We start from the raw sequence: 19,989 nt of genomic DNA on the forward strand, positions 1-19,989 counted from the left end.
GGTTCCACCGTGCTTCCTGCCCCCTCGAGTCGATGGTCCAATTGTGTCGAACCGGACCATGTCCTGCCCGGTCGGGGGCCCTACCGTCGAGGTGACGGATCACGAAGGAGTGAGGACATGGCGACAGTTCTGGTCCTCGGCACCCTGGACACCAAGGGCGCCGAGTTCACGTGGATGCGCGAGCGGCTCGCCGAGCACGGCGTCGACGCCCTGCTCATGGATGTGGGGACGTTCTCCCACAGCGACCTGGCCGACGTCACCTCGGACGAGGTCATCGAGGCGGCGGGGGAGAACCCGCAGGAGGTGCGTGAGGGTGGCGATCGCGGGCGGGCCATGGCGGTCATGGCCCGGGGTGCCGGTCGTCTGGCTCGTCGCCTCGTCGACGAGGGTCGGGTCCACGGGCTCCTGGGTGCCGGCGGTTCGGGAGGGAGCTCGGTCGTCGGTGGCGTCATGCAGGCGTTGCCGATCGGAGTTCCCAAGCTCCTCGTGTCGACGATGGCGTCGGGAAATGTGCAGCCCTACATCGGTGACGTCGACGCCGCGATCATGTACTCGGTCGTCGACGTCGCCGGCGTCAACGACGTCTCGGCACAGATCTTCGACAACGCCTGCGCCGGGATCGCCGGCATGGCCCGGGCCTACGAAGGACGTCGCGACCACCCGGTCGACGCGCCGTCCAGGCCCGTCATCGCCATGACGATGTTCGGCCTGACGACGCCTGCCGCCGATGAGGCCAGGCAACGACTCACCGACCTGGGCTACGAGGTCCTCGTCTTCCACGCCACGGGAGCGGGGGGACGTGCCATGGAGAAGCTCGTCGAGTCGGGCATGGTCGCCGGGGTCCTCGACCTCACGACGACCGAGCTCGCCGACGACCTCGTCGGGGGAGTGCTCAGCGCCGGCCCACACCGGCTCGAGAAGGCAGGCTCCTGCGCAGTGCCCCAGGTCGTCAGCGTCGGGGCTCTCGACATGGTGAACTTCGGGCCCCGCGAGACGGTTCCCGAGCGGTTCGACGGGAGGACCTTCGTCGTCCACAACCCCACGGTGACGCTCATGCGCACGACCCCGGACGAGATGGCGGAGCTGGGGCGTCGGATCGCCGTGAAACTCGCCGCGGCGAGCGGGCCGACGAGCGTGCACCTTCCCCTGCGGGGAGTGTCCGGCATCGACGTCGACGGGGGACCGTTCCGCGACGCCCAGGCCGATGCCAAGCTCTTCGACGCCATCCGGGACGGTCTGGCGGGCACCGACGTGCGCGTCGAGGAAGCCGATCTGGCCATCAACGATCCCGGCTTCGGACGTGCCATGGCCGATGACCTGCACGGGCTCGTCACCGCAGCCACCCACTGACCACGTGCCCCGAGGCACGACCATCCAACCGACACGACAAGGAGAGACACCATGACCAGACAAGAGATCCTCGACGGCTTCCGGGCGAAGGTCGCCGCGGGCAGGCCCATCATCGGAGGCGGCGCCGGAACCGGTATCACCGCCAAGTCGGCCGAAGCCGGTGGCATCGACCTGCTCGTCATCTACAACTCCGGCCGCTTCCGGATGGCCGGCCGGGGGTCCCTGTCGGGGCTACTGGCCTACGGCGACGCCAACGCCATCGTCATGGACATGGCCAAGGAGGTCCTCCCGGTCGTCGACCACACCCCGGTCCTGGCCGGGGTCAACGGGACCGACCCCTTCCGGGTCATGCCCTACTTCCTCAAGCAGGTCAAGGAGATCGGCTTCGCCGGCATCCAGAACTTCCCGACCGTCGGTCTCATCGACGGCACCTTCCGGGCCAACCTCGAGGAGACGGGGATGGGCTACGGCAAGGAGATCGACGTCATCCGGATGGCCCACGAGCTCGACCTCATCACCTCCCCGTACGTCTTCGACGAGGAGCAGGCCGCCGACATGGCCCGCGCCGGTGCCGACATCCTCGTCCCGCACATGGGGCTGACGACGTCGGGCACCATTGGCGCCAAGACCGCCATCACCCTCGAGGAGGCCGCGGTCAAGGTGCAGAAGCTCGCCGACGCCGCCCGTCGCGTCAACCCGGACATCCTGTGCCTGTGCCACGGCGGACCCATCGCCAACCCGGAGGACGCCCAGTACGTCCTGGACCACACCGAGGGGATCACGGGGTTCTACGGAGCCAGCTCGGTCGAGAGGTTCCCGACCGAGATCGGCATCAAGGCCCAGACCGAGAAGTTCACCCGGATCACCTTCGGCAAGTGAGGCTCGTCCGAGCGGGTGGGGCGGGGAGGTGACCGCCCCCCACCCGCCCGGCCCCCTCGACCCAGGTGCCCCACCCGANGTGACCCGGCGCGGACCCGACCGGGTCCGCGCCGGGTCACCGGGCAGGCGTGGGAGGGGGACGACGGCGGGTGAACCGGCCCCACCCCTTGTCCCCGGCGGCCGGGCGCGAGAGTCTGGGGTCGTCACCCGACGCCAAGGAGCACACCATGGACCACACCACCCTCGGCTCCACCGACATCACCATCCCGCGGCTGTGCATCGGCGGCATGAGCTTCGGGAAGGTCTTCCCCGACTTCCACCAGTGGGTCATCGACCAGCCCGCCACCCAAGCCGTCATCGAGCGGGCCCTCGAGCTCGGCGTCAACTTCATCGACACCGCCAACACCTACGCCCACGGCACGAGCGAGGAGTTCATCGGCCAGTCCCTGCGCAACCTCGGCGTCCCTCGCGAGGACGTCGTCCTCGCCTCGAAGGTGTACTTCAACGAGGGATGCCTGTCCCGGGAGGCCATCGAGCGTGAGATCACCGGCACCCTCGAGCGACTCGGCACCGACCACCTCGACCTCTACATCATCCACCGCTTCGACTACGGCACTCCCATCGCCGAGACGATGGAGGCGCTCGACCGTCTGGTGCGCGACGGACGGGTCCGCGCGCTCGGCGCCTCGGCCATGTACGGCTACCAGCTCCACTCCATGCAGGTCGTCGCCGACGAGAACGGGTGGACGCGTTTCGCGAGCATGCAGAACCACTACAACCTGCTCTACCGCGAGGACGAGCGTGAGGTCATCCCGGTCTGCCGCCAGTACGGCATGTCGCTCACCCCGTACAGCCCGCTGGCCTCCGGCCACCTCACCCGGCCGACCTGGAACAGCGACTCGGTGCGCTCGACGACCGACGGCACGATGCGCGCCAAGTACGACCGCGCCGAGCAACTCGACATGCCCATCATCGAGCGGGTCGCCGAGCTCGCGCGTCGGTACGACGTGCCCATGGCCGACGTCGCCCTCGCCTGGCACTGGGCCAAGGGAGTCGCCGCGCCCATCGTCGGCTGCTCGAGGCCGAGCCGGGTCGACGACGCCGTCCGCGACATGGAGCTGCACCTCACCGACGAGGACGTCGCCTTCCTCGAGGAGCCCTACCTGCCGCACGCCGTCGTCGGGCCCAAGGAACCCGACGACGAGCGCGGGACGACGAGGATCTGAGCCACCGGGTCGTCCGGCGATTGTCCTGTGGCGCCGAATCCATGACTGGATCGGCGCCACATCAGTGACTGGAATCGCGCCGAAACCATGATTAGAATGATGCCAAAACCGTGATTGGTCCCTGTGGCAAGGGATGATGAGGCGTCTCGAGGAGTCCCATGGCGTACCTCAATCGTGTGGTCGATGACGAGGTCGATCGAACCCTCACGTACTCGGGTGGGGTCCTTCTCGAAGGCGTGCGCGCCTGTGGCAAGACGATGACGGGACGTGCCCACGCGCGCTCCCAGGTGGCTCTTGACTCGGGACTGCCACAGATCCGAGCAGCCCTCGAGGTCGACCCTGCCCTCATCCTCGACGGTGAGGTGCCGCGTCTGGTTGATGAGTGGCAGATCGAGCCGGGCCTGTGGAACATCGTGCGGCGTGTCATCGACGACCGGCAACAACCGGGGCAGTTCATTCTCACCGGTTCGTCCATCCCTGCCGAGGACGCCTCTCGCCACAGTGGGGCCCATCGCATCCGTAGGATCCAGATGCGTCCGATGACGCTCTTCGAGCGTGGACGCGGCACCGGAGAAGTGTCGTTGGCTGCGCTCTTCGCGCAGGAGTGGCCTCGTGCGAGCGTCGATCCCGGTGGGGACGTGCGCGAAGCCATCACCGATCTCGTCCACGGCGGTTGGCCCGCTGATCTTCGACTGAGCGCCGAGGAGGCGCAGATGCACCTGCGCGACTACGCCGATGACATCGTCAATGTCGATCTGGGACGTCTGGATGGCGAACCGCGGCGTGACCCCGTGCGGGTGTCCGCGGTGCTGAGGTCCCTTGCGCGCCACGTGGCGACAGAGGCCGGGGTCACGACCATCGCCGCCGACGCCGCGTCGGCATCCGTGAGCGCTCAGACGGTCGTGGCCTACCTCGGGGCGCTGCGACGGCTTTTCGTTGTCGAGGAACAGCCTGCCTGGTCGCCGCACCTGCGATCCCGGTATGCCGTACGGACGAGCCCCAAGCTGCACCTGGTTGACCCAGCCCTCGCTGCGGCGATCAGCGCGACCTCGGTGGACCGGCTCATCCGTGACCTGGAGACCGCCGGACAGTGGTTCGAGTCGCAGGTGGTCCAGCACCTGCGCGTCTTCTGTGACCCCGAGGGCGGCCGCGTCTACCACTACCGTGACAAGGCAGGACGTGAAGCAGACGCCGTCGTGGAGCTGGCCGACGGCCGGTGGGGAATCCTCGAGGTCAAGCTGGGCCAGCGTCAGATCCCTGCCGCCCAGACCTCACTTGCCGAGGTTGTCGAGGGAATCGATCCCGCACGATCCGGTCGCCCGCAGTTTCGGGCCATCGTCACGGCGGACGGTCCGACCATGGTTCTCGGCGACGAAGCGGTTACCTTCCCCCTCCGGGCACTGTGCCCGTGACGTCTCAGTCCTCGGCCCACACCTCCTCGATGAGCGGGAAGGCGCTCCAGGCCTTCGGCCAGCCACAGTAGAAGGCGAGCTGGGTGACGACGGCCACCGCCTCCTCCTTGGTGACTCCGTTCCCCTTCCCGATGGCCAGATGGGCCTTGAGCTGGGGGAACAGCCCGGCGGAGAAGAGTGCGGCGATGGTGATCATCGACCGGTCGCGGGCACACAGCTCGTCCTCCCGGGCCCACACCTGGCCGAAGAGGACGTCGTCATTGAGGGCGGCGAACTGCGGGGCGAGCTGCCCGAGGTTGTCGCGGCCAGCGGTCTGCTTCTTCATGGGGTCTCCTTGGTCGAGGGGTGACATCGTGAATCGTGCCACCTGTCGGTGACAGTCTTGTCAGGCCTGTCTGGTGTAGTCGTGGGTCGCCAGGGCGAAGTCCGGCGCCTCGTCCGGCACCCGGTAGTACGGCCGCTGGTCGATCCCGTTGATGGCCTCGATCTCGGCGTCGGTGAGGGTGAGGTCGGTGGCGGCGAGATTGTCGGCCATGTGCGCGGGGCTCAGCGTCTTGGGGAAGACGACATTGCCCTCGGCGAGATGCCAGGCCAGGACGACCTGGGCCGGCGTCGCACCGGTGCGTGTCGCGGCGGCGACGATGGCCGGTTCGTCGAGCAGTTCGGCGTCACCGTGACCGAGCGGGTACCAGCCCTCGTAGGTGAGGCCGAGGTCGGCCAGCTCGGCCTTGAGCTCGTGCTGATGCCACCGGGGGTTGATCTCGACCTGGAGAACGGCCGGCGTCATGGTGGCGACGTCGAGGACCTCGCGGACCTTGGGCGCCGAGAAGTTCGACAGACCGATGGATCGCACCTTTCCGTCGCTGACGGCCTGTTCCAGGGCTGGCCAGGCCTCGACGTACTCGCCGTAGGGCCGGTGGAGCAGGAGCAGGTCGAGATGGTCGAGGCCGAGCCGTTCGAGCGTGGCGTCGATGTCGGTGGGGCACTGCGATGCCGGATACGACTGGGGGAAGAGCTTGGAGGTGATGAAGAGGTCGTCGCGCGAGACGGTGCCCGCGTCGATCGCCGCGCGGACGACCTGTCCGACGGCGACCTCGTTGAAGTAGGCGTTGGCCGTGTCGATGTGTCGGTAGCCGAGCTCGAGGGCCTCCGGCAGGTGTTCGCGAACCTCCTGTGAGGTCATCTGGAAGACGCCGTAGCCGAGCTCGGGGATGTCGATGCCGTTGTTCATCGTCACCGTCATCATGGGCATGGCACCACGCTACGACGTGACTCCGGCCGGGTGAGGCGCTTCGAGACCACCGGAGGCCGACTGGTCACCATCGACGACGGCCTTCGTCGCGCCGACGAGAGGTCGCTCAGCGTCCGGATGTTCTCGCGTTGATCCGGGCAGCGGTAGCCGACGGGTCGTCCACCGAGATGACGAGCCGGCTGTAGGGTTCGTCGACGAGTTCGACGACGATGGCGTTCTCGTAGCCATTGACGTTCCAGAACTGGCGGGAGCCGTCGGCGTGGAAGGTGCCACTGAGCTTCTGCCCGACGCGCAGCCCCGGACCACGCCATCCCTTGGGTTCGTGCTTCATTCCCGGGTCGTGGGTGGCGCCCCGAACGTGGTCCCAGGGGATCGCGAGGCGGCCGGTGAACGACCACATCTTGTCCAGCCCCTGGGGTTCGACGATGAGCTGGTCGTCGGTCATGGTGATGGTGTTGCGCATGGTCAGTCCTGTCGTGAGAGGCGGTCGATGCGGTGGAGGAGGTGCTCGCCGAGGGCGCGCGGGTCATCCGCGAAGCACAGCGCGCGGGCTCGTGTGCAGAGCTCGCGGATCTGGGGATCTGTCGGTGCCACCTCGAGGAGGGAGACGAGGACGAGGTCCCTGGCGGCGTCGTCGACGTCGTCACGGGTCGCTCGCTCGCAGACGTCCTCGAGGGCCTGCGCGAGGAGCCGTTGCTTGGATCCGAAGATCTTGTAGAAGCTGGCCCGACTCATGCCCAACTCCTTGATGAGCACGTCGACGGACACGGCTTCGAAACCGCGGCTTCCGAAGAGGTCGGTCGCGCCGCGGCGAACCTCGTCGACGGTGAATCCTGGTGGTCGTCCCATGGGATACAGACTACATGTTCTAGAACGAGTTGTCTAGAACTTGGTCATTGACGGACGTCTGCCGAGGGTTTATCGTTTGTCGATAGTATCGATCATCGATAAGGAGTGGTCATGTCGAGTCGCCATCGTCCGCCCGATCCCCTTGCCCCGATCGTCATCCTCCTCGCCTGTTGCACCGTCCTGGTGTTCGTCCTCCCGATGCTCACGATGCTCGCCTTCGGCGGCCATGCGCACCTTGTCATCGGGGCCTGGGGTTCCCGGACTCCCTGTGTCGAGGTACCGCAGAGCGGGTTGTGGCTCGGGGAGGGGCCGTCAGGTTGGGTGCACGGCCTGCGACCCGGGGCCGTCGCGGGCACGCCGGCCCACATCACGCTCTGCCAGGCGTCGATGACCGGACTCGATCGTGCGCTGCTGTCGACGCCGGTCGTCGTCAACCTGGTGTGGGTGGTCGGGTTGTTCGCGCAGCTGTGGGCTCTCGCGCGGCATGGTCGACGCGAGGGGCTGTTCACCCGCTCGATGGCTCGGGCCGTGCATCGGCTCGGATGGTACGTCCTGGTCGGCTTGCTTCTGGTGGCGCTGCTGGACGCCGCCATTCGAGCCGTTGTCGCATCGCACCTGGTGTCGGACCTCGACGTGCTCATGGTGTTGCCCGAGTACGTCCACTGGAACTGGGCGGCCGTCATCGCCGGCGTCGGCACCGTGTCCATGGGTCGGGTGCTCGTCGAAACGGTGCCCATGCGTGAGGAGATCGAGGCGACCGTATGACCGACGCCCTCCTTGACCACGACGTCGAGATCCACCTGGACGACCTGCTGGCTGCTCGCGGGATGACCCTCACCGAACTGTCCCGCCGGACCGGCATCACCCTGGTCAACCTCTCGGTGCTCAAGAACGGCCGGGCCCGGGCGATCCGGTTCACGACCCTCACCGCGATCTGTCATGCCCTCGGGTGTCAGCCGGGGGAGTTGCTCACGGTGAGATGATCCGGTACCGCCTGAATGGCGTCGCGCAGGCGGCATGCAGAGGTGCCACACGCGTGGTGGGGCGTGCGGGGCTCGAACCCGCGACCCAGGGATGTAGCCTGTCCGAACGTGCAACTGTCAACCTGGCGTTGAGGCAGGGGGCCCGGTGGAGTTGGAGCCACAGTCGGGGCTGGGGTGAATCTGTCGGGCATGGCAGCACCATTCGTCAGACCATTGGATGCACAGCAGTGGGAATCGGCTATCAGCGGCTGGCAGAGGCAGTTGGTGGCTGGAGGCAGGCGAAGGGCCACGTGCACGACCCGGGCCCGGCAAATTCGACAAGTCGCGCGGGCGCTCGGCACAGTGAGTCCGGCAGAGGTATCGAGCTCAGACCTCATCGCTTGGTGCGCGAGTCAGGAATGGTCCATCGAGACGAGGCGGTCGTTCTACTCGGGCTTGCGATCATTCTTCGGCTGGTGGGCGCAGGCACACGGATTGCCCGATCCGGCCGCCGAGCTTCCGGTGGTGAAGCGGATGGTGGGCGTGCCACGTCCCTTGCCGAGGCCAGTGTGGGAGTCCGCCATGCGTCTCGCGGATGACCGAACGCGGTTGGTTCTGAGACTCGGGCGCCAAGTCGGGCTTCGACGTGCCGAGATTTGCCAAGTGAACCGGAACGATCTGATCGACACGGGCGAGGGACCCAGCCTCATCGTCAACGGCAAAGGCGGGGTGGAGAGGATCGTTCCTTTGCCAGACGATCTCGCAGCGACTCTTCGTCGTCGATTCGAGCAGCAGGACAGCCCGTGGCTGTTTCCTGGCGGCCAGGATGGGCACCTGTGCCCAGAACGGGTAGCGGAGCTGGCCCGTGCGGTGCTTCCTGACGGGTGGTCGCTCCATGCGTGCCGCCATGGCTTCGCGACGTCGGTGTACGCGCAGCGACACGACCTTCTCGTCGTGCAACAGCTTCTCGGCCACCGGTCGGTGGCCACGACTCAGCGGTACACGGCTGTGCCAAGCAGTGACCTACGAGCAGCCGTCAACGCTGCGGCCTGACATGGTCTCACAGTCCAATGCCCACGCGGCCAGCCGTTCCAGTGGCTCAAGTGGTTCCAGCGGTGCACGTCAGTAGAGGAGGTTGAAGCGGTGAACGTGGTGATTAGGCCCAGGTTTGCGTTGGGCAGTCTGGGGGTCCAGTTGACGGTGTTAGAGGCGCGGCGTGAGTCGCGCACGTATGGGGTCGAGCTCGCGCAGTTCGATGTGTCGGGTCGGCGCAGGTTGCGTGGCTTGGGTGCGTTGACGGCGGCGCAGGCGCGTGAGTTGGCGGGGGAGCTGACGCGGGCTGCGGACCGGGCGGAGAACTGGTCAGGGCCGGTCGACGGTAAGTCCACGGGTAGCGGCGAGCGATGATCACGGCGGTGTGTAACCAGAAGGGCGGGGTTGGTAAGACCTTCGTGACGACGGCGTTGGCGCAGTATTGGGCCGGGCTGGGGCGGCGGGTCCTGGTGATTGACGCGGACCCGCAGGCGAACGCGACGACGATTCTGGACACGGATCTGGCCACGGACTTGGGGCTGAATGACTTGTTGGCGGCGGCGGTCTCGGGCACCCTCATGGGGGCTCGGGCTGCGGTGAGTGCGGCGGGTCCGGCGTGGGCGAGGATCGACGTGATTGCGGCGTCGCGTGGGCTGGCGTCCCGGGAGACGGATGTGTCGTTGGGGCGGGAGGGCCGGCTCCGGTCAGTGCTGGCGGTCCTGCCGGCCAGCGACTGGGATCACGTGCTCATTGATTGTCCACCGGCGTTGGGCATGTTGACGGTCAATGCCCTGGTGGTGGCGGATCAAGCGTTGGTGGTGACCGAGCCTCGCGCTTCTGCGGTTGATGGGGTGGCGCAGATGGTGCAGACGATCGCGGCGGTCCGCACCGCGTACAACCCGCACCTGGTGCTGGCCGGGATTGTCGTGAACCGGTTCCGGCGGGACCGGGTCGATCAGCGCGAGTGGGTCGACACCCTTGTCGACTACTACGGGGACTCGGTCCTGGCCTCGCGGATTGGTGACCGGGAAGGCGTGTCGGCGGCCTGCTCGGGGCAGCGGCCCCTGGCCTGCGGTGGGCCGACAGCCGACGTGGTGGAGGCCATCGGGGCAGTGGCCGCCGCGCTGACAGGTGAGAAAGGAGAACTGTCATGACGACAGCACCGGACAAGGCATGGGACCTGGGACTGGCACCGGATGGGTTAGTGGCGGCGAACCCGAGAGGGGATCGGGCGATGCGCTGTGGTGCGACGTATGGGGCGGGGGGCATCGGCGATGCAGCGTGATAGTCGACCGGCACCCGACGCGTGGGCGGCCCTGACTCGCGCCCCGGTCGATGACCCGATCATTGCCGGAGGCACCGGTGCGCGGCCGCCGGCGTCGAAGGCCAAGTGCACGATCACGCTGGACGCCGACCTGCTGGGCCGGGCTCGGGCGGCGTTCCTGGCTGACGGGATCGGACGGGGCTACGCGTCGTTCTCGGCGTGGATGGGTGCGGCAATCAGCCGGGCCGTCACCGAATCCGAGGCCCGCACCGGAACCCTGGCCCCGGTCCAGCCCGGACGCCTGCCAGCCGGGCGTCTACCCCGTGTGGAGGAGTCCTCATGAGCACCTTGACCATTCACGCCGACGGCACCGGCATCCTGTGCATCGACGGGCACGACCCGATCAGCGAGCCCGGCCCGGACGCGAACACGACCCGGGACCGGCTCCTGGGCGCCGCATCACGCCAAGCCCACGACGACGGGGTCGACCTCGTCCTGCACGTCACCGACGGTGACGACGCCGCCCTGGTCGTCGTGCGCCCCGACGGGTCCATGGAAGCCATGCCCGACGACCCCACACCAACCCCACCACCAGCACCGCCAGCGTCGCCAGCACCACCAGACCTACCAGCAGCGCCAGTGTCACCAGTGACACCAGCACTGCCCGACCTACCAGTGGCGCCAGCGCCGTCAGCGTCGCCGGCGGTGCGGGGGTGGCGGGCGGCTCCGGTGATGCCCGCTGAACCTGCCGACGGACCGCAGTTCGCGCCGACCCCGGTCCGTCGTGGCCGGGTGCCGATCGACGTCCTGTTGGACGGGCCGGCTGCCCAGGCTGGCGGCTCGACATTGTTCGCTGCGCCGCTGCCCTCGCGCGGCCCAGCGCAGGTGGTCGGAAGTCTGCCCGACCGCACGATCGTCCTGGCGAACTTGAAGGGTGGGGCCGGCAAGACGCCGCTGGCGATCGTGGTGGCCCAAGCGTTGGCGGCGCTGGCCGGCCACAACGACATTGCCCTGGTCGAGCTCAACCCTCGCGGCACACTGGCCGACCGCACGATCCGCTCCTGTACCGGGGACGTGACGGGCCTGGCGGCGGCCGCCCGTCGTGACCCCGGGTTCGGGCGTAGCCTGCGAGACCTGGACCCGTTCATCTCGTGGCAGGCCGAGGGGTGGGCCACGGTCGTGTGCCCGACATCCATCACAGCCGGCGAGGGTGGCCTCATCACCCCGGTCGACGGGGACGATGTGGCCGCGATCGCCCGGTGCCTGCACCACAGTCAGCGGGTCGTCATCTACGACACCGGCAACAACGATGTCGACGCGGCATGGCAACGGGCGATCACGGACGCGGACCGGGTCCTGGTCCCGGTCCAGTGGGACCCCGACACCATGCAGATGGCCCAACGGATGATCACCGACATGGACCGGATTGGTCACGGCAACCTCAAAGGTCGCGTCCTGTGGGTGGGCACCCATGCCCCGTCCCGTAGACCGGACCGGGGTTTGCACCGGCAGTACCGCCACGCCCTGGAAGTGTCCGGCTGGCATGTCATGGACCTGCCCCCCGACAAGCATCTGGCGGCCGAGACCGTCATCGAGTGGGCGAAACTGTCACGGCGTACCCGGGGCGCCGCCACCGCCATCGCCCGTGACCTCATCGAGCCCACACCATGACCAACCGGAGCGTCGAGGAGTTGCGTCGCTGGGCGGGCGGGATGGACACGCTGGCCGCCGGCGTCGAGCTGCTTCTCGGGATCACTGCAGCGGGGGAGCGTGTGCCGGGCGCCAGGAGGGCGGCCGACGGCCATGCCTGGATCGACTCCGACGCCATCGCGGTCGACACCGCGGCCAGCTCGGCCAGCCGGCAGGCGGTCGCGGTCATCGCGGCGTCCCTGATCGGAGGGACCCCAGTTGACCTGTCGGTGGCCCTGGTGGGCCTGGACCCTGACCATGGCGGGCTCGTCCTGGCGGCGGTCGCCCGAGCCGCAGCGACGGTGCGCTGAATCATGGCCGAGGACCTGTTCACCGACCAGCCCTGGAACACGGGCCGACCTCACCGGCGCCGGAGAGGTACCGCGATGGTCGGCGCGGCCGTAGCGCTCGTGGCCCTCGCGGCAGCCGGGGCCGCCACCTGGCCCGGCCACGACGCGCCCGTGCCGGCCACCGCAACCCCGCGGCCCATCATCACCGTCACCGCCACCGCCACAGCGACCGTCCGACCCACCCCCACATCCACACCCACACCGGCGCGCACCCCGACGTCCACGCGAACCGGGACGAGGACGCCGGCCCCGACCCACACGAGCGAGCCGACCCACGCCGCCCCGAGCCGCACGAGCCGGCCCACCGCCACCCGCTCCAGCGTGGCGGCCCGCACCCAGGCTCCTGCACCGACACGCACACGATCGAGGCAGGTGGTGGTGCCGTTGACACGGACCGCAGCGTTGACGATCACCTGCACCGCGGCATCAACGATCAGCGTGACCGGGTCGGGGACAGGCACGGTCAGCGCCACCGTCGACGGCGCCGGGTCAGGGCCGTCCACGAGTGTGCGAGTGGGCGCCGGCGCCCACCGGCTCGCGGTCAGCGACACCGGCGGCTCCCCGTCCCTGTCGTGGTCCGATGCCACCGGCGCCTGCCACTAGCGGCCGGCACAAGAAAGGACGTGTCATGGAATCTGGTGGCGGGAAAACGGCGGCTGGGGTCATCATCGGCCTCCTCCTGGTCCTGCTGGCTCTGCCGCTGCTCTTGGTGACCAGCTCGGGCCCCAGCACCAGCGGGCAGGACACGAGTGTGTGCGGCACGGGAACGTTGTCGGTGCCGGCGGCCGCGACCCCGTGGATGCAGGCTGCCTCGGCCGCCTCGGGTCTGCCTGTCGGCTGGCTGGCTGCTGTGGCCAATCAAGAGTCCTCGTTCGATCCCTCGGTCTTCTCACCAGACTCCAACGGGGGCACCTGGGGCCTGTTCCAGCTCAACCGCGCCGAATGGCACCGGTTCTATCCGGCCGGCGACAATCCTGGCGGCACGCCGATCGGCATCACCGATCCGCTGATCCATGCCAAGGTCGCCGGAGCCTACTTCAAGGATCGGCTGGCGACGGTGCGGGCCCTCAAGAAGGCTCATCCGGGTGCCCCGTTCGCCTCCCTACCGGACCTGGACGCCCTGGTCATCGCCCACAACGCCGGGGAGGGCAACCTCATGCGCTACCCCCACATTCCCGCGATCACCCAGACCTATCTGGTGCACATGCACGCCTGGTTCACCGGGACAACGACATGCGCCGGGTCGGGTTCGGCCGATGCCTCCGGGGACGCCAAGGCATACACCGCGTGGATGGCCGCCGGCGGATTCACCTCCGGCGACCGGCGCCTGGTCGTCGACCCCAACCGGTTCTACTACGGCGAATGCACCAGCTACGCGGCGTGGGCCATCCGCACCCACACCAAATACACAACCTTCACGAACTTCTGGCGGGGTCAACAATTCGGCAATGCCGGCCATTGGGCTGCCGCGGCCCGGGCCGCTGGGATCGTCGTCGACACGCACCCGATCGCCGGGGCCATCGCCCAATCGACGACGGCCGCCGGCGGAACCGGGCACGTCGCCTACATCACCCGGGTCTACCCCGACGGCACCTTCGACGTCGCTGAATCAAACTATGTGGCCCGCCACACCTTCGGTACCCGCAGCCACGTCAGGTTGGGTGCCGACTTCACCAACATTCTGCACTTCGAGAAGTGAGGACATCATGCGTCCACGAGTCCTAGCGGCGCTCACCGCCTGCCTCATCGGCCTGACAGGATGCACCACGGCCGCCCGCCCGGCCGCCTCCCAAGCCAGCAGCATCGGCGCTGCCACGACGCCCACGCCATCGCTGGTGGCCAGGGGAGTGGCCACCAGCACCATGCCGAGCGGCCTCGACCGGGCCGGGCAGACAGCCGCCCGTCTGGTCATCGTGGCCAACGCCGCCGACACCCGCCTCGACCACACCCTGGCCGGTGCCTGGACGCGGGCCGCCGTAACCCTGCCCGCCATCACCCGCAGACAACTGGACCCTTCCGGGGCCGGCACCGGCGGATGGTGGTGGACCCGAGACATGACCGGCCACGACGGGTGGATCAGTGTCAACGTCACCAACGTCACCGGCGGCCAACCCCAAGCCCCCGGCGCCCCGGCAGGAACCGGGCGGACCGTCATCTTCACCCTCGACTACCACCGCTCCGACATACCCGTCCAGCACGACAGGCAACCCCACTCCTGGACCATGCACACCGGCCCCAACGGGACGATCACCAGCATCACGATGAACAGCTGATAGCGGTGCAGGTGTTGTCACGAGGGCAGGACCAGGCTCACCAGCCCCCACCGCCCGCACCGGGCTGTTACGTCCACACCCTCCACCCATGAGCACACATGTACCCATCCCGCCACCAACCCCGCCTCAACCTGTCCCCCCGGCGCCCTACCGTCAACACCACAAGGAGGACACCATGGCCACACCCCACCAGCCATACCGGCAGCTCCCGTCATTCCAGCACCCCCAGCCCTACCAGCCACTACAGCCCTACCAGCAACCCCAGCCGATCCAGCACTACCAGCCGTATCCGCCCTACCGACCAATACCGCACACCTCGCCCCGGCGCGCCGGCGAGCGAAGCAATCTCCTCATCGGCCTGACCCTGCTCCTGGCCGGGCTTACGGTCGGCATCATCGGCCTGGAATGTCCACACCTCGTGGGCGCCCACATCGGACCGGTCGCCATCATCGAAGCATTCATCATTGCCTGGGTCGGATTCGCCATCACCTGCTTCCACAAGAACCTCGAATCCCGCGGGTTCCTCATCCTCCTGTTCGCACCCATCGTCCTATTCAGCTTCGTCGCCGTGATCTACGCGCTCACCAGTGCGCCTCGCAACGACCGCTACCGCTACTGACTCATGCGCCCCCTCAACAGGCGCTACCGCCCCCCCACGACAGATCGAGACTTCCCCATGCTCCGAACAATGACCCTGATGCGGCGCCGTGGAGTCACCGTGGCCGGCATCGCCGTCGTCATCGGGCTGGGCTGGGCCGGCGGCCTCCTGTCCAGACACGACGCCGTGCCCTCGACCACCGTCAACACCGTCACCCTGCCCGCCGCGACGAGCTCGCAACCTCACCAGCACGCCATGGCAGCCATCGCCGCCCTCGCAGACCTGCCCGTCAAGGGCCGAGCCGCCAAGACTGGCTACAGTCGAGCCCAGTTCGGGCCCACATGGACCGACGACACCACCCCGGCCCTGACAGCCCCATGGGGACATGACGGATGCGACACCCGCAACGACGCCCTCGCCCGAGACCTCACCAACGTGCACTACCGGGCAGGTAGCCGATGCGTCGTCATCGCCGGGACCCTGGCAGACCCCTACACCGGCCACACCATCGCCTGGGTCAAAGGACCGGGCACCTCCGACGCCGTCCAGATCGACCACGTCGTCGCACTCGCAGACGCCTCGCAAACCGGAGCACAACACCTCGACACCGCCACCCGCACAGCCCTCGCCAACGACCCACTCAACCTGCTAGCCGTCGACGGCCCCACCAACCAAGCCAAGAGCGACGGCGACGCCGCCACCTGGCTTCCTCCTCGACACGACTACAGATGTCCCTACATCGCCCGACAAATCGCCGTGAAAACCAAGTATCATCTGTGGATTACCCCAGCCGAGAAAACCGCCATGACCCGCGTCCTCACCACCTGCCCGACTCAACCTCTACCCCGCTGAACAACCCCATCAGGTCGCCCCAGACTGGCACAACACAGACACAAGCCGAACCGGGCAGGGCCGCGCCCTATCGTTGATGGCACTGCCACCGCCGCATGGCAACAGGCTGAGGGCCGTCGTGTCGACACGGAGCTCGTGACGTACCTGGCCCAATGGAAGGACGGGCCTTGACCCGTGCATCGTCGCCGTCAGTCATTCTCCTGACCCTCAGGACGCCCTGGTCGGTATGCGGGCCGTGTGTCCAAATGCCCTGGCCGTCGCCGCAGTGCGCGGCTATCCGGAGCCAGGAGTGATCAGCCACAGCACGCGCCGCCGCCAGCGCCGAGGAGACCCCCGACATCAGCACCATGTGGGTAGTCCCGCGCGGGTGCCGCAGCCGCCACTGACCCATGTACGCCATCGGCCCACCCGGGACGATCCCTCCCTACGTTCAGCGTGCCGGGCACCGATACCCAAGCACAAGGCGACCCTGTGGGCGCCACAGCATGTGTCCACGGGCTAAGCCGACTGTTCTGGTAGGAATAGCGCAGCCTCTGCGGGCTCGGCAACATAGCAGCCACCGCCAGGCCGTCAAGGCCGACCGCTCTGCGCCTCCTGCCTCGGGGCGGACCCATGTCCAGGAAGGGACTCGGGCCGGCCCTGGGCCGGTCCTCGTGCCGTACCGGTCCGGGGGGCGACCCCCGGACCCCCGCGGTCGTGACCGGCACCATCGGCCAGCACGTCGGCGCCCCGTCCACAACGCACTGTCGGCCCGAAGGGCCGACGCGGGGGAGGACCCCGCACCCCTGGAGGCCCTTCGGGCCCAATCGTGCCCGCGCCGATGGCGCGGGCGCCCATCCCACCCGTTTTTTGCCCACTTCTCGGGCTTCCATCATGACGGGGCCGGGCCTACGCGCAACTCGTCGGCGGCCTCGTACCTCGGCCACCGCCCCTTGCGGGGTGCGTCTCTTAGTGTGGTGTCACTTCCTGCGGGTCCCTCGTCGGCGTTGACGTAGAGGGGTCATCGTGGGAGGACCTGTTGTTTCCGGCAAGAAGCAAAGAAGTGATCTCACGATGACCCACAACCAGTCTGCCCTGTCCGCGCTGATTCAGGAAGTCCTGACCGATNGGGTCCCTCGTCGGCGTTGACGTAGAGGGGTCATCGTGGGAGGACCTGTTGTTTCCGGCAAGAAGCAAAGAAGTGATCTCACGATGACCCACAACCAGTCTGCCCTGTCCGCGCTGATTCAGGAAGTCCTGACCGATCCCGACCTCGCTCATTCGGACGTGTTCCGACGGATGCTGCAGGCGGGGCTGCAGGACCTGATCAACGCCGAGGCGACCGCGAGGATCGGCGCGGCCCCGCACGAGCGCACCCGGGAGCGCACGACCCGCCGCAACGGGACGCGCTCCAAGACGCTGGCCACTCCAGCCGGCGAGGTGGACCTTGCGATCCCCAAGCTGAGGGAGGGGTCGTTCTTCCCGTCCCTACTGTCCCCACGCAGGAGGGTCGACAAGGCCCTGTACGCCGTGATCGCCACTGCCTGGATCGACGGCGTGTCCACCCGCAAGGTCGACCAGCTGGTGCGCGCCCTGGGCAACGACACCGGCATCTCCCGCTCCACGGTCTCGCGGATCTGCACCGAGATCGACGAGACCGTCGCGCAGTTCCTGACCCGACCCCTGGACCACACCTGGTTCCCCTACCTGTTCCTGGACGCCACCTACCTCGACGTCAGGGTGCGGGGCCGCGTCGTCTCCCAGGCCCTGGTGGTCGCCACCGGCGTCTCCGGTCAGGGGCGCCGCGAGATCCTCGGGATCAGCCTGGGGGACGCCGAGACCACCGACTTCTGGACAAGCTTCCTGCGCTCCCTGCGCGAGCGGGGCCTGAAGGTCGCCTCTCCGGCGGACCCCGCTGGGGTCGCGATGGTCACCAGCGACTCCCACGCCGGCCTGAAGGCCGCGGTCAAGGCGATCCTGCCGGGAGCGGCCTGGCAGCGGTGCCGTGTGCACTTCTCGCGCAACGTCACCCAGCGCCTGGGGTCGGCGCGCTCCAAGCCCGTGAACGCGCTGATCTCCACAATCTTCGCCCAGACCACGCCCGAGGCCGTCACCGCCCAGTACCAAGCGGTCACCGACTCCCTGACCGGCTCCTTCCCCGAGATCGCCCACATGCTCGCCGACGCCGAGGCCGACCTGACGGCCTTCGCGGCCCTGCCCAGGGAGCACTGGCAGAAGATCTGGTCCAACAACCCCATCGAGCGGCTCAACCGCGAGATCAAGCGCCGCGCAGACGTCGTCCAGATCTTCCCCGACCGCCAGTCCGTCACCCGCCTCATCGGAGCCGTCCTGATCGAACAGCACGAGGAATGGCAGTACGGCGAACGCCGCTACTTCTCCGACACCTCCATGCGCAAACTCATCCACACCCTCACCGACCACCACGACGCCACCAGACCCCAACTTCACCTCACCGCCTGACCCCCACCCAGCAGACGAAGTGACACCACTCAAAGGGACTTGACCCCCTTGCGTGTCCTCGGAACTTTCCAGCCCTACGGGCTCGCTTCGCTCGGGCCTCCGGCCCCGGAAACTTCCTGCGGTACCGGGGTCCACGAGTTGCACTCCGACCCTTCAACCCCGTCGTGATTCCCGCGCCGAGAAGGCACAAAAAAATGACGGGGCACCAGCCCCCGTTGGCCACACCACCAGTCACCACGGCTCCCAACCTCGGAGGACACGATGAACCGCAAGAGCAGCACCGCCAAGAAGGCCGCACGTGAAGCCGAGATGCACCAGCTCCACGCCCAGTTTGTCGAGCAGGTCAACGCCTGGCGGCAGCCCGAAGCATGGCAGGCATGGCTTGACATGGCCGCCAAGTTCCACCATTACTCCGTGCACAACCTCGCCTTGATCGTCGCACAGTGCCCGACCGCGTCCCTCGTCGCCGGCTACCGCACTTGGCAGGCCCAAGGCCGCCAAGTCCGCCGCGGAGAAAAGGGAATCCGCATCCTCGGCGGCCGGTCCGTCCGGCCGGCCGACGACGACGACACCGACGAGGAAGAGAACACCAGCCGCCCCGGCGTCGTGTTCTTCCCCGTGTCCGTGTTCGACATCGACCAAACCGACCCCATCGACGGCGTCGACGCCATGCCCGACGCCCCCAGCCTGCCCCAGCTCACCGGCGCCGACCCCGCCGGCATCATCGACGCCATCGACGCATACCTCACCGGCCAAGGCTGGACCATCACCCGCGCCCCCCTGCCACACAACACCCACGGACTGACCGACCACGAGAACCACACGATCACCATCGCCGCCGGAATCCCCGAGGCCCACACCGCAAAGACCATGCTCCACGAAGCCACTCACGCACTCCTGCACACCGACCGCACCGCCGCCGCCCTCCACCGTGGCCGCCTCGAAGTCGAAGCCGAAAGCACCGCCTACCTTGCCGCCGCCACCCTCGGACTCGACACCTCCGACTACTCCACCGGCTACGTTGCCGGCTGGGCCGCCAACGCCGAGCAAGACGTCCTCATCACCACCGCCGAAACCATCCTGACCACGGCCCGCCACCTCGTCGACATCATCGAGGCCAGCCACGCCGGCGCCGAGCTCGCCGCCTGACCGCCGCCCCGGGGCCTTGTGCTCCGGGGCGGACCCATGTCCCGGCACCCCACCCGGGTCGGCGTCGACGCCGACCCCAGACCGTGACCGGCTACCGGACGGCTCGCCGATCCCCTCGCCACATGTCACGGCGCTCCAGGACACCAACCCAACAGCCGCCCGACGCGGTCACGCGCGGCAGCTCGACGCGGACGCCACGCTCACCCCCGGCATGATCAGCGCCCGCAAGACCGCCGCCCTCGGCTAACACCACACCCGACAGCGGAGCCGGCGCCGGCCCCGCTGTCACCACAACGTCCCCTGGTACCGATCCAACGCCGACAGTCCCGCCGCCACAGCCTCACCCACATCCAGACGATGGCGCGCCGCCTCACGCAACGCACGCGACCGGC

The 19,989-nt window shown here is 68.2% G+C and carries 22 protein-coding genes; 17 read left to right on the top strand and 5 right to left on the bottom strand.

Annotated elements, in window-relative coordinates:
• Positions 1–117: 117 nt before the first annotated feature.
• The 4 genes from E0E30_RS04395 to E0E30_RS04410 all read left to right on the top strand — a co-directional run bounded on the left by E0E30_RS04395 (position 118) and on the right by E0E30_RS04410 (position 4,867).
• Positions 118–1,350 carry a Tm-1-like ATP-binding domain-containing protein gene (locus E0E30_RS04395; RefSeq protein WP_130865254.1) on the top strand — a complete coding sequence of 411 codons (1,233 nt, stop codon included), beginning with the start codon at positions 118–120 and terminating at the stop codon, positions 1,348–1,350.
• A 51-nt stretch (positions 1,351–1,401) separates the two neighbouring features.
• Positions 1,402–2,229: a phosphoenolpyruvate hydrolase family protein gene (locus E0E30_RS04400; RefSeq protein WP_130865255.1), complete on the top strand. Its 828-nt coding sequence runs from the start codon at positions 1,402–1,404 to the stop codon at positions 2,227–2,229.
• A 227-nt stretch (positions 2,230–2,456) separates the two neighbouring features.
• A complete protein-coding gene (locus tag E0E30_RS04405) occupies positions 2,457–3,455 on the top strand; it encodes an aldo/keto reductase (RefSeq protein WP_130865256.1) in 999 nt (332 codons plus the stop codon).
• Between the two features lie 158 nt (positions 3,456–3,613).
• Positions 3,614–4,867: an ATP-binding protein gene (locus E0E30_RS04410; protein WP_130865257.1), complete on the top strand. Its 1,254-nt coding sequence runs from the start codon at positions 3,614–3,616 to the stop codon at positions 4,865–4,867.
• Positions 4,868–4,871: 4 nt separating this feature from the next.
• Here the strand turns inward: E0E30_RS04410 and E0E30_RS04415 are convergent, their stop codons facing one another.
• The 4 genes from E0E30_RS04415 to E0E30_RS04430 all read right to left on the bottom strand — a co-directional run bounded on the left by E0E30_RS04415 (position 4,872) and on the right by E0E30_RS04430 (position 6,968).
• Complete coding sequence (locus tag E0E30_RS04415; protein WP_130865258.1) at positions 4,872–5,192, bottom strand: carboxymuconolactone decarboxylase family protein; 321 nt, start codon at positions 5,190–5,192, stop codon at positions 4,872–4,874.
• Positions 5,193–5,252: 60 nt separating this feature from the next.
• A complete protein-coding gene (locus E0E30_RS04420) occupies positions 5,253–6,119 on the bottom strand; it encodes an aldo/keto reductase (protein WP_130865259.1) in 867 nt (288 codons plus the stop codon).
• Between the two features lie 106 nt (positions 6,120–6,225).
• Entirely contained in the window at positions 6,226–6,582 is a 357-nt protein-coding gene (locus E0E30_RS04425; protein WP_130865260.1) for a hypothetical protein, read from the bottom strand.
• A 2-nt stretch (positions 6,583–6,584) separates the two neighbouring features.
• Positions 6,585–6,968, bottom strand: a complete 384-nt coding sequence (locus E0E30_RS04430) for a TetR/AcrR family transcriptional regulator (protein ID WP_130865261.1) — start codon at positions 6,966–6,968, stop codon at positions 6,585–6,587.
• Positions 6,969–7,079: 111 nt separating this feature from the next.
• Between E0E30_RS04430 and E0E30_RS04435 the strand changes: the two genes are divergently transcribed.
• The 7 genes from E0E30_RS04435 to E0E30_RS04465 all read left to right on the top strand — a co-directional run bounded on the left by E0E30_RS04435 (position 7,080) and on the right by E0E30_RS04465 (position 12,226).
• On the top strand, positions 7,080–7,733 hold the full coding sequence (locus E0E30_RS04435) for a DUF2975 domain-containing protein (protein ID WP_130865262.1): 654 nt from the start codon (positions 7,080–7,082) through the stop codon (positions 7,731–7,733).
• Entirely contained in the window at positions 7,730–7,951 is a 222-nt protein-coding gene (locus E0E30_RS04440) for a helix-turn-helix domain-containing protein (RefSeq protein ID WP_130865263.1), read from the top strand. The genes E0E30_RS04435 and E0E30_RS04440 overlap by 4 nt, the downstream gene beginning before the upstream one ends.
• Before the next feature lie 561 nt (positions 7,952–8,512).
• Positions 8,513–8,983, top strand: coding sequence for a tyrosine-type recombinase/integrase (locus E0E30_RS13875; RefSeq protein ID WP_210115772.1), 471 nt, complete (start codon positions 8,513–8,515; stop codon positions 8,981–8,983).
• Positions 8,984–9,345: 362 nt separating this feature from the next.
• Entirely contained in the window at positions 9,346–10,116 is a 771-nt protein-coding gene (locus E0E30_RS04450; RefSeq protein ID WP_245306500.1) for a ParA family protein, read from the top strand.
• Positions 10,117–10,215: 99 nt separating this feature from the next.
• Entirely contained in the window at positions 10,216–10,569 is a 354-nt protein-coding gene (locus tag E0E30_RS04455; protein WP_130865266.1) for a hypothetical protein, read from the top strand.
• Positions 10,566–11,897 carry a hypothetical protein gene (locus E0E30_RS04460; RefSeq protein WP_130865267.1) on the top strand — a complete coding sequence of 444 codons (1,332 nt, stop codon included), beginning with the start codon at positions 10,566–10,568 and terminating at the stop codon, positions 11,895–11,897. Before E0E30_RS04455 ends, E0E30_RS04460 begins: the two co-directional genes overlap by 4 nt.
• Positions 11,894–12,226: a hypothetical protein gene (locus E0E30_RS04465; protein ID WP_130865268.1), complete on the top strand. Its 333-nt coding sequence runs from the start codon at positions 11,894–11,896 to the stop codon at positions 12,224–12,226. Before E0E30_RS04460 ends, E0E30_RS04465 begins: the two co-directional genes overlap by 4 nt.
• Positions 12,227–12,276: 50 nt before the next feature.
• On the opposite strand, the gene E0E30_RS04470 is transcribed toward E0E30_RS04465, so the two are convergent.
• Entirely contained in the window at positions 12,277–12,726 is a 450-nt protein-coding gene (locus E0E30_RS04470) for a hypothetical protein (protein ID WP_130865269.1), read from the bottom strand.
• A gap of 167 nt (positions 12,727–12,893) precedes the next feature.
• Between E0E30_RS04470 and E0E30_RS04475 the strand changes: the two genes are divergently transcribed.
• From E0E30_RS04475 to E0E30_RS04505, 6 genes are all read left to right on the top strand, one after another.
• Entirely contained in the window at positions 12,894–13,964 is a 1,071-nt protein-coding gene (locus E0E30_RS04475) for a CHAP domain-containing protein (protein ID WP_167853883.1), read from the top strand.
• Positions 13,965–13,971: 7 nt separating this feature from the next.
• Positions 13,972–14,538 (top strand): hypothetical protein, encoded by a 567-nt coding sequence (locus tag E0E30_RS04480; protein WP_130865271.1) that lies wholly within the window; start codon positions 13,972–13,974, stop codon positions 14,536–14,538.
• A gap of 175 nt (positions 14,539–14,713) precedes the next feature.
• Positions 14,714–15,157 (top strand): hypothetical protein, encoded by a 444-nt coding sequence (locus tag E0E30_RS13260; RefSeq protein ID WP_167853884.1) that lies wholly within the window; start codon positions 14,714–14,716, stop codon positions 15,155–15,157.
• A 69-nt stretch (positions 15,158–15,226) separates the two neighbouring features.
• A complete protein-coding gene (locus E0E30_RS04495) occupies positions 15,227–15,988 on the top strand; it encodes an HNH endonuclease family protein (RefSeq protein ID WP_130865274.1) in 762 nt (253 codons plus the stop codon).
• 1,191 nt (positions 15,989–17,179) lie between these two features.
• On the top strand, positions 17,180–18,448 hold the full coding sequence (locus tag E0E30_RS04500) for an IS256 family transposase (RefSeq protein WP_130865275.1): 1,269 nt from the start codon (positions 17,180–17,182) through the stop codon (positions 18,446–18,448).
• 261 nt (positions 18,449–18,709) lie between these two features.
• On the top strand, positions 18,710–19,597 hold the full coding sequence (locus E0E30_RS04505; protein ID WP_130865276.1) for an ArdC-like ssDNA-binding domain-containing protein: 888 nt from the start codon (positions 18,710–18,712) through the stop codon (positions 19,595–19,597).
• Positions 19,598–19,989: the final 392 nt, after the last annotated feature.

Origin of the sequence: Acidipropionibacterium timonense (genome assembly GCF_900605005.1) — a bacterium.
Classification (GTDB): Bacteria; Actinomycetota; Actinomycetes; order Propionibacteriales; family Propionibacteriaceae; genus Cutibacterium; species Cutibacterium timonense.

Bases quoted from the DNA above. Each gene is read 5' to 3' on its own strand.
- E0E30_RS04480 (WP_130865271.1), top strand. From the start codon at position 13,972: ATGCGTCCACGAGTCCTAGCGGCGCTCACCGCCTGCCTCATCGGCCTG.
- E0E30_RS04435 (WP_130865262.1), top strand. From the start codon at position 7,080: ATGTCGAGTCGCCATCGTCCGCCCGATCCCCTTGCCCCGATCGTCATC.
- E0E30_RS04425 (WP_130865260.1), bottom strand. From the start codon at position 6,582: ATGCGCAACACCATCACCATGACCGACGACCAGCTCATCGTCGAACCC.
- E0E30_RS04395 (WP_130865254.1), top strand. From the start codon at position 118: ATGGCGACAGTTCTGGTCCTCGGCACCCTGGACACCAAGGGCGCCGAG.
- E0E30_RS04460 (WP_130865267.1), top strand. From the start codon at position 10,566: ATGAGCACCTTGACCATTCACGCCGACGGCACCGGCATCCTGTGCATC.
- E0E30_RS04405 (WP_130865256.1), top strand. From the start codon at position 2,457: ATGGACCACACCACCCTCGGCTCCACCGACATCACCATCCCGCGGCTG.
- E0E30_RS04440 (WP_130865263.1), top strand. From the start codon at position 7,730: ATGACCGACGCCCTCCTTGACCACGACGTCGAGATCCACCTGGACGAC.
- E0E30_RS04455 (WP_130865266.1), top strand. From the start codon at position 10,216: ATGGGGCGGGGGGCATCGGCGATGCAGCGTGATAGTCGACCGGCACCC.
- E0E30_RS04420 (WP_130865259.1), bottom strand. From the start codon at position 6,119: ATGCCCATGATGACGGTGACGATGAACAACGGCATCGACATCCCCGAG.
- E0E30_RS04410 (WP_130865257.1), top strand. From the start codon at position 3,614: ATGGCGTACCTCAATCGTGTGGTCGATGACGAGGTCGATCGAACCCTC.
- E0E30_RS13875 (WP_210115772.1), top strand. From the start codon at position 8,513: ATGCGTCTCGCGGATGACCGAACGCGGTTGGTTCTGAGACTCGGGCGC.
- E0E30_RS13260 (WP_167853884.1), top strand. From the start codon at position 14,714: ATGGCCACACCCCACCAGCCATACCGGCAGCTCCCGTCATTCCAGCAC.
- E0E30_RS04495 (WP_130865274.1), top strand. From the start codon at position 15,227: ATGACCCTGATGCGGCGCCGTGGAGTCACCGTGGCCGGCATCGCCGTC.
- E0E30_RS04500 (WP_130865275.1), top strand. From the start codon at position 17,180: ATGACCCACAACCAGTCTGCCCTGTCCGCGCTGATTCAGGAAGTCCTG.
- E0E30_RS04415 (WP_130865258.1), bottom strand. From the start codon at position 5,192: ATGAAGAAGCAGACCGCTGGCCGCGACAACCTCGGGCAGCTCGCCCCG.
- E0E30_RS04475 (WP_167853883.1), top strand. From the start codon at position 12,894: ATGGAATCTGGTGGCGGGAAAACGGCGGCTGGGGTCATCATCGGCCTC.
- E0E30_RS04465 (WP_130865268.1), top strand. From the start codon at position 11,894: ATGACCAACCGGAGCGTCGAGGAGTTGCGTCGCTGGGCGGGCGGGATG.
- E0E30_RS04505 (WP_130865276.1), top strand. From the start codon at position 18,710: ATGAACCGCAAGAGCAGCACCGCCAAGAAGGCCGCACGTGAAGCCGAG.
- E0E30_RS04430 (WP_130865261.1), bottom strand. From the start codon at position 6,968: ATGGGACGACCACCAGGATTCACCGTCGACGAGGTTCGCCGCGGCGCG.
- E0E30_RS04400 (WP_130865255.1), top strand. From the start codon at position 1,402: ATGACCAGACAAGAGATCCTCGACGGCTTCCGGGCGAAGGTCGCCGCG.